The organism is Legionella sp. (genome assembly GCF_965140895.1).
Lineage (GTDB): Bacteria > Pseudomonadota > Gammaproteobacteria > Legionellales > Legionellaceae > Legionella.
The window spans coordinates 37,695-45,773 of sequence record NZ_CBCSKT010000104.1 but is presented as its reverse complement, the minus strand read 5'-3'; the positions used below and the strand labels follow the sequence as shown (position 1 = coordinate 45,773).

Genomic DNA, 8,079 nt, shown 5'->3' with positions numbered 1-8,079 from the left:
GGATGAAATCTCATAATGCCGATACTTTTAATTCATTTCAGAAAAAATTTCCAGTACTTTCAATGGCGATGGGTATATATGGATAAATTAGTGGAAATGGCTAACTCACTTTTTGCAATCGCACAAAATGGTTTGCTTTTTACCAAAGATGCATTCGATAAGGAGCGATATCTGCAAATACAGAAAATTGCTGCTTCAATATTGGCTGAAAAATCTAGTTTTACTTTTGATAAAGTCATCGATCTATTTAATTGCGAAAAAGGTTACGCAACACCAAAATTGGATGTCAGAGGAGCTGTATTTAAAGGTGATAAAATATTATTAGTCAAAGAGCGTTCTGACCAGCTATGGACATTGCCTGGTGGTTGGGTTGATGTTAATGAATCACCTAGTGAAGCTGTGTGCAAAGAAATATACGAAGAATCAGGATTTAAAACAAAAGCGATAAAGTTAATGGCATTGTTTGACAAAAACAAACATCCTCATCCAATACAATTACCGCACACATATAAAATATTTTTTATCTGTGAATTAGTTGGGGGTGAAAAGAAAGCCAGTATTGAGACATCAGAAATAGAGTTTTTTGAAAAAGATAAATTACCTGATTTATCCCTAAATCGAGTAGTTAGGCCTCAGATTGATAGAGCTTTCGAACATAAACAAAACATGAAACTACCTACAGATTTTGATTAATCAAATCTTCTTACAAGCTCTTTCGAGAAGCACGTATTAAATTATTGTAATAAAGATATTTTCACTGGGGTAACCTAAAGGGTAATCCTATATTTGACATAATTTAAAAAATATTGATTTAACAAGAAGTTATCTGATGTACTTGGCGGAGAGACAGGGATTCGAACCCTGGGAAGGTTGCCCTTCAACGGTTTTCAAGACCGCCGCATTCGACCGCTCTGCCATCTCTCCGATAGGCAAGAATACTATCGTAACCTAAAAAAATTTGCAAATACTTTTTTGATTTCATTGCAAATTAAATCCGCATAAGAATGTTCGCAAATTAGATAGTCCTAGGTATAATGGTCCAAATTTTTTTATTACTGTGTTTGTGGATGCAGCAGATATAATTCAATAGGTGTAGTTTATGAAACGAATTCAAGTGTTATTCCTGGTTGGTCTTCTGGTTTCTTTATCCTCGTGTAAGACCTGGTGGAATAAGGATGATGACGATAAAAACCCGTTTAAAGGTATGAGTGCTGAACAGCTTCATGAGGAGTCACAAAAGGCTTTAAGGAAGAAAGAATACGTGAGTGCAATTAAACGCTTGGAAGCAATGGAAACCATGTACCCATTTAGTGATTATACTGAAAAATCACAAATGGATTTAATCTATGCTTATTATCAAAATGAAGATTATCCTTCTGCGGCAGCGACTGCGGAGCGCTTTATTCATCTTTATCCGCGTGCAAGACATGTGGATTATGCATACTACATGCGTGGATTAGCAAACTTCCAACAAACCCGTGGTGTCTTTGCTAAAATTTTGCCTATAGATGAGTCTTGGCGTGATCCTGGAACTCAGACGCAAGCTTATTCTGATTTTGCGGTTTTTATTCAAAAATTCCCAGAAAGCAAATACAGCGCAAATGCTCTACAACGCATGATTTATTTACGTAATATGTTTGCTCAAAAAGAATTAAATGTTTCTAAGTTTTATTTCAAACGTAAAATGTATGTTGCTGCTATTGAGCGGGCAAGTTATTTAGTAAAGAACTATCCTCAAGCACCAAGTGCACAACAAGCATTAGTAGTAATGTATGAATCTAATGTTGCTTTGGGTTTACATAGTGCAGCAGAAGAGGCTAAAAAAGTTTATCAATCTACTTATCATACAATAAATATTCAAAAGATATCGTAACTATAAATTATATAGCCTGGTTGCTGCAACCAGGTTTTCTACCATAATATCTTACAAACAACCAGATGAGATCTTTGTTTTACAGCTGCATAGCCCTCTGGTTTTCTTCCGGAGTATTTTGCTCATTCATTGTAGGCTGTTTATGAGCCTTAGCATCTCTTTCGTCTTTATCATAATTCTACAGCGGCAGTACTTGGTATATGAAGATTCCCAGCCTTGCAGCGAAGCTGGGAGTGCTTTTATCCTCAGCGAGAGCTTTTACAGAGGTATATTCTTCTGAAAGGGCGTTTAAGCATGAATCAAACACGGCCACATTATACGATGCACGCATTAACTGGCTGTCAAGAACTGGTTTTATGACAGACGTACCACATTCCTGAATGACCATCAATCGAACTAATTCCACTGTCTTAGCCATGGGCTTAAAATTACAGATTATAGTCGGGGTATTTTCCATCACTTCGCAGAATAATTTTTCGAAGTTTTTGATGTGTTCCGTACTTAATGTTAGTTCCTCCTTTTCAGATGCTTCTGTCTTTATCACGTTATATTTTTCACATAATGCATCTAGATCTTTTCTACCCTGTAATTTTTTGGCAAATACCAGGGCTGAAATAACTTGCCAATTGATAATGGGGCCGCTTACGAAGCTTAGATTGAACCTTTTATGAAGCTAATAATTGTTTACATCCAAAAAGATTTTTAAAGAAGCGGGATGGTTAATATTTGGTTAATGTTTCTATTGTAGTATATCTCAAAAGAGGGTTAATTGGGGGACTTAAATGCTTGCTAAATTATCAAAATCAGCAATGTCGTCAAAAAGAGCAATAAGATTAGGCGGTAATACAACTATTGTACGGTTTTATTCAAATTATGATTGGAAAAAACATAATGAGAGTTCTTGCTCTCTTGAAACGGTACTTCTTTCAGACAAACAATTATATCCAGATGTATTCCAAAAAAACTCGGTCGAATTTACCGTCTTAAAAAATGCGGTTCAAACGAAAGAAGAATTAGTGCAGTTACTAAAAGGTTTTGGATGCTATCAACATCATTATGGTAAATCCATCGCTGATTTGATGGTTTTTGAAACGGAAAGGCGTTCTTTACAAATAACAGGGGCATTAATCCCTCTATTATTAAAAACGCCACCTAAAAATAATGATTTTGGTCAATTTGTGCGTGATTTTCATTCACAATATATTTTTAGAGCTCTTCCTGATATAGATATGTTAATTCAGCGTAAAAAATATTTGGACTTGGTATATTCATGTGTAAAGGAAGGCCAAGCAAGTAGCTCAAGTTCATTGATAGTTAAGCATTTTAATCAGTGCAAAGAAATACTTATCAAGCGAAGGGAAGAAAAGACAATTGATTTATCAGATTCGGAGATCAACGAACTGGCTTTATCATATGTGGCTGATGAGCTGCTTAAAGAAGAAATGGATAAAAAACTCCATGATATTACCGAGGGAAAAATTGATTATCTTATTCAAAAAGGCGAATTTGAGTCATTACCTTTGGTTTCTGCAATTGAAGCAAATACATTTATTGGTGTGCCAGAACAGCCTGTAATAACTTATCCTGATCGTTTTACTGTCTTGATGGCTGGAGGGCCGGGAAGTGGTAAATCAATTTCAGCAGAAAGCATGGCGTTGCAATTAAAACAAACGACAGGATATGGGTTAGATGACTTGGCTCTACTTACTGTTGATAGAAAGCGAACAATTTATTATGACGATGAGTGTGTCAAAGGAACTCATACAAAAAATATTGGTACTTTAACCCATGATGAAGCGGTTTTGACTTATAATATGAGCGGCCGATTTCTATCGCAGCGTCTGGATTCAGGTAAAAAAGTACCGAATGTTTTTAAAGAAATGTGTAATATCTGGCCTAGTTGGCTTGATGTTGGGTTAAAAAAGGATGGTACTTATATAATAACCGTTTCAACAAGAAAACCTGAGAATGCAGTTGATGGTGTTATTGCCAGAGGTATATCCAATAATGATTTTGTGACTCCTCCTGAGTATGTATTAAATTCATATCGTAGTGTTAGTGAGCGCTTCCCATTGGTTGTTCAAGAAAATCAGTCAAAAAAAGTAATCATCAATGTGATTAATACTGAATTGGCTATCGCAAAAAAATTCAACAACGACCAGGAGCTGGAATCTGATAATAATCAACCATCGGTGGTTGTAGATTGTGAGACGAACACCATCTACGTAGTGAATTTATTGGAATACGTAGATTTCCTGAATCAAAGCCAGCTTAATAGCAAAGCGAATAATGCTCAAGAACTGCATGAGAATGCAGATATTTCAATTGAAAGCAGCATCAATAGAGTTATTGATCCCAATAAATTTGGTTCTTCTAGAATAGTTTTTGTGCGACAAGGCATTAATTCAACAGCGATTGATCACTTGGAGGAAAACATCGTAGCTATAGTTCAACATGGCGAACTTGAGATTTATGATGAGGTGCAGTTCGAACTTTTAGGATCAAAGGCTCCTGAGCATTTTGAGGCATTAGAAATGTTAACAGATCATAAAGCCTCAAGATCGTACACCAATCGATAAGAGAGAAATCCAAGGATGGTTTCTTATTTTTTTAGTATGGGTGCTGACGGCACATCACATGATGAAGCATTTTCAAGTTCATTCACAATAGTCTGAGCAGATAAACTTAATTTATTCTCATTCGTACTTTTTTTTATCAAAGACCAATTTATTTGTTTAAATTTTGAAGTTGCCTTAGGTATTTCTTTCATGATAGTCGAGGGAGGTAGTAGTTTGAAAAACATAATGAACAATCCTTTTTTAGGTAAAAAATAGTATATAAAACTTTATCTGTAATTGCAGTTTAAAATTGCGATATAGATTTTTTTATTCAGATTTATTTGCTATCAACATATGCATTGAGGTGAGCCTATGCCACATTTTATCCTGATGGAGTGGCTTATTATTATGCTATTGTAGCTTTTCGTCCAGATCTTTTTGTTTCTTTGCCATATTTTTATCAACTTTCTTGGTTATTTTCTGGATTTAACTCATTTTTATTGGGAATGGGGTTTTTATCCAGCTCATCAGCAATAATTCGTGTATTTTTGCTGAGAGATTGTATTTTTTTCTTATCAGAGCTTATATTCCAGTTAATCGATTTACTAAAATTCTTGCGTATTTTATGTGACATTTTAATTAGCTCCAAAGCCTATTTTTTTCAAATCATGGAACATGAACTCTAAAGTAAGTATTTTTACAGCATTCGATTAAAAATAGATCTATTTGTTTATTTTAGCATATTTAATGATCGATGTGTTGATGGCATTATAAAAAATTTTCCATTTGTTTTTGGGCGTGAGGAAGTCCTGGTTGCTGGCAACCAGGACACATGAATTAGATTGCTGCTTCCATAGCCGAAGTTTTTACTGTGAATGCGGCTAAAAGATCGTTTGTTAATTCGCGTAATTCGCCAGCTAACAAGGTAAGTGCTGCATCGCGTTGTTGTAGTTCTTCGTCCAGTGCTTTAATTTCATTGAAATCGTCAATCAGATAATCAAGGCTCTTCAATTTCTTAAAGGTGAAATCATGGGTTAAGGTAAATTGAATGCGTTCTTTCCAAATTAATGAAATTTCGGATGTAACCATGCCTTGCTCAAGCAAGGTTAAAATTTCATCAGCAGGTAATTCATAGCCTTTGCAATGAATTCGTTTCTTTTCATTATCCAGAGAGAAGAGCACACAGTCAGAGGCTAATTGGAAATTTGCGGGAAGGCTCGCAGGGGATTGTATCCATTCTGCAAAACGTACAGCCAGATTCTCAGTATGCGTGATTGGGTCAATGCTAATACCTGGAACAGATTTACGCAGTAACGAGGTTAGCTGCGATGCTTGGTTATTACTGGAGGCATTTATAATAATTCGCTTACTTGCCGTATCCAGAATGGCCAGTAATCTTTTTTGAATACAAAATGATTTGGGAAGTAATTCAAACTCAATATCTTCTGCCATTTGTGCTTTTTCGGCACGTTTGATCATACGGCCATGTTGGTTTTCAAGTGTTTGTACGCGTTCAGCAAGCATTTTATTAACCACGCCGCGGGGGAGCAATCGCTCTTCTTTGCCCATACAAATAAGAGAAGTACCAGCAACTTCCTGAACTAATTCATCAGAAAAAATGGGACTCCAACCATAAATAAACCGTGCGTGCGGGGGGCAGGGTTTGAGAATGTTTTCAACTAAGGACGCTTCTAAAACGCTTGCGTCTTCAAGCTCAAATTGATAAATAAGTGCGTTATTAAACCACATGAACAACTCCTGATTTACATAATATAATAAGTGCCAATTGCTATGGTCCTATTATACGGAAGTTTATAGAATTCGATATTTAAATTGGCAGAATAATTTCGAATTAAGAAAGCAAATAACTTTTCTTGCCAGAAAAAGGTTAATGATTTTTTGCTTTTTGAAGCCAAAATATTCGGAATTTCAACCATATAGGTTGCTCGCTCTTTATTAAACTTGAATGGCAAAATATTTTTATCCGATGCTCGTTCTATAGCACGGGGAATGGATACCGTTTCCATAAATCCATAATGCAAGGTTAAGCGATAGACTCGCTCATCGAGACAGGTCACTTCATAACGCTGGCTGTAATGCACATAAGGAATATTATCCACGATGTAATTTACAATGAGTACATGTTCTGGCACGGAGCGACTTAGTTTTAGAAAATGCAAAAAGCTGCCACCACTTTTATCATAGACATCGGTAATGAAAATTGCAGTTAAATTATGAAGTTGATTTAAATTTTTATACTGAAGCTGCTTTAAAATTCCAGAAATATCCTCTTTATTCATATAGACATTGCTACGTAGATATTCCAGTCCGTATTTCCAGGTGTACATAATGGTGGCTAAAATGAAGGCCAGGGTTACGGGCACCCAGCCGCCGGTTAAGAACTTGTGCGCGTTTGAGCCTAGGAAGGCGAAATCGACAAGGAGAAATGAACCAAAGATGATAACGGTTTTAATTTTTGACCATCGCCAGATGGAAATTGCGGTATATGCGACCATGAAATCAACCATGAGCATATAGGCATTGACGGCTATTCCATAGGCATGTGCCATTTTATCTGAGGTTTGGAAGGTAAAGGAAAGGGCTATTGTGCCTATGAACAAGATAAAATTGATTTGTGGCACATAAATTTGTCCTGAATATTCTTTTGATGTTTGTACTATAGGTATTCGTGGGCATAGACCTAACAAAACGGCTTGTTTGGTTAAGGAAAAAGTTGCAGAGATTACCGCTTGTGAGGCAATAATCGTCGCAACAGTTGCCAGAATAATTAATGGCAAATAAAACCAACTTGGTGCAATCATATAGAATGGATTACTAATGGCTTCAGGATGTAAGAGTAAATTAGCGCCTTGGCCAAAATAGTTTAATACCAGACAGGGGAGAACCAGGAAAAACCAACAGATGCGAATGGGATTTTTTCCAAAGTGACCAATATCTGCATAAAGGGCTTCACCACCGGTAACAACAAGGAAAATACCGCCTAATAATAAATAGCCTTTAAAACCGGTGTCACGTAGCATCGCAATGGCATAATAAGGGTTAATTGCCTTAAGCACTACGGGCTCAGAAATGATTTGAATAATACCGAGTATCGCGATGGTAAAGAACCAGATTATAGTTAATGGGCCAAATAAATAACCAATGCTGGCGGTGCCTTTTGATTGAATCATAAAGAGAAAAACCAAAATCACCACGGCTGTGGGCAGGATATATGGAGTAAATGAATTGGATAAGGTGCCTAGCCCTTCTACGGCACTAATGACGGAGATAGCAGGGGTGAGCATGCCATCTCCTATGAGTAGCCCCGCGCCAAATATCGCGAGGAGGTAAAATAGAGGGACGTATTTAGCATCTTTATGTTTCAGTAATGCTAACAGTGCGAGGATGCCGCCTTCGCCATCGTTATCTGCGCGAAAAATCATAATTAAGTACTTAAATGAAATAATAATGACTAAGCACCAGAAAATAAGTGATAAAACCCCTAAAATATTCCCTTCATTTACGCTGAGATTTTCTAGAGTAACTTTTAATGCATATAAGGGACTAGTCCCTATATCCCCGAATACAACGCCTAAAGCGGCTAATGTAAGTCCATAGGAGAATTTATTTGTTTTTTCCATAGAAACA

At 36.4% G+C, this 8,079-nt stretch carries 7 protein-coding genes and 1 tRNA gene; 3 read left to right on the top strand and 5 right to left on the bottom strand.

The features are described 5' to 3' along the window. The first annotated feature begins 78 nt into the window (after positions 1-78). Positions 79-693 carry an NUDIX hydrolase gene (locus ACQY7T_RS11280; RefSeq protein WP_428413455.1) on the top strand — a complete coding sequence of 205 codons (615 nt, stop codon included), beginning with the start codon at positions 79-81 and terminating at the stop codon, positions 691-693. Between the two features lie 143 nt (positions 694-836). Here ACQY7T_RS11280 and ACQY7T_RS11275 read toward each other — a convergent pair. Continuing rightward, positions 837-924, bottom strand: a tRNA-Ser gene (locus ACQY7T_RS11275). Positions 925-1,099: 175 nt separating this feature from the next. Between ACQY7T_RS11275 and ACQY7T_RS11270 the strand changes: the two genes are divergently transcribed. Then, positions 1,100-1,873 (top strand): outer membrane protein assembly factor BamD, encoded by a 774-nt coding sequence (locus ACQY7T_RS11270; protein ID WP_428413453.1) that lies wholly within the window; start codon positions 1,100-1,102, stop codon positions 1,871-1,873. 178 nt (positions 1,874-2,051) lie between these two features. On the opposite strand, the gene ACQY7T_RS11265 is transcribed toward ACQY7T_RS11270, so the two are convergent. Beyond that, entirely contained in the window at positions 2,052-2,417 is a 366-nt protein-coding gene (locus ACQY7T_RS11265; protein ID WP_428413451.1) for a hypothetical protein, read from the bottom strand. Positions 2,418-2,655: 238 nt separating this feature from the next. Between ACQY7T_RS11265 and ACQY7T_RS11260 the strand changes: the two genes are divergently transcribed. Continuing rightward, entirely contained in the window at positions 2,656-4,452 is a 1,797-nt protein-coding gene (locus tag ACQY7T_RS11260; protein ID WP_428413449.1) for a hypothetical protein, read from the top strand. Between the two features lie 439 nt (positions 4,453-4,891). Here the strand turns inward: ACQY7T_RS11260 and ACQY7T_RS11255 are convergent, their stop codons facing one another. The 3 genes from ACQY7T_RS11255 to ACQY7T_RS11245 all read right to left on the bottom strand — a co-directional run bounded on the left by ACQY7T_RS11255 (position 4,892) and on the right by ACQY7T_RS11245 (position 8,072). Next, the gene (locus ACQY7T_RS11255; RefSeq protein ID WP_428413447.1) at positions 4,892-5,065 is read right to left on the bottom strand and encodes a hypothetical protein; all 174 of its coding nucleotides are present in this window, start codon (positions 5,063-5,065) and stop codon (positions 4,892-4,894) included. A 203-nt stretch (positions 5,066-5,268) separates the two neighbouring features. Continuing rightward, entirely contained in the window at positions 5,269-6,180 is a 912-nt protein-coding gene (locus ACQY7T_RS11250) for a recombination-associated protein RdgC (RefSeq protein WP_428413445.1), read from the bottom strand. A 14-nt stretch (positions 6,181-6,194) separates the two neighbouring features. After that, positions 6,195-8,072 (bottom strand): potassium transporter Kup, encoded by a 1,878-nt coding sequence (locus tag ACQY7T_RS11245; protein WP_428413443.1) that lies wholly within the window; start codon positions 8,070-8,072, stop codon positions 6,195-6,197. Between the last annotated feature and the right edge of the window lie 7 nt (positions 8,073-8,079).

Excerpts from the sequence above, each read along its gene's own strand:
- ACQY7T_RS11280 (WP_428413455.1), top strand. The coding sequence starts at position 79 with ATGGATAAATTAGTGGAAATGGCTAACTCACTTTTTGCAATCGCACAA.
- ACQY7T_RS11270 (WP_428413453.1), top strand. The coding sequence starts at position 1,100 with ATGAAACGAATTCAAGTGTTATTCCTGGTTGGTCTTCTGGTTTCTTTA.
- ACQY7T_RS11260 (WP_428413449.1), top strand. The coding sequence starts at position 2,656 with ATGCTTGCTAAATTATCAAAATCAGCAATGTCGTCAAAAAGAGCAATA.
- ACQY7T_RS11255 (WP_428413447.1), bottom strand. The coding sequence starts at position 5,065 with ATGTCACATAAAATACGCAAGAATTTTAGTAAATCGATTAACTGGAAT.
- ACQY7T_RS11250 (WP_428413445.1), bottom strand. The coding sequence starts at position 6,180 with ATGTGGTTTAATAACGCACTTATTTATCAATTTGAGCTTGAAGACGCA.
- ACQY7T_RS11245 (WP_428413443.1), bottom strand. The coding sequence starts at position 8,072 with ATGGAAAAAACAAATAAATTCTCCTATGGACTTACATTAGCCGCTTTA.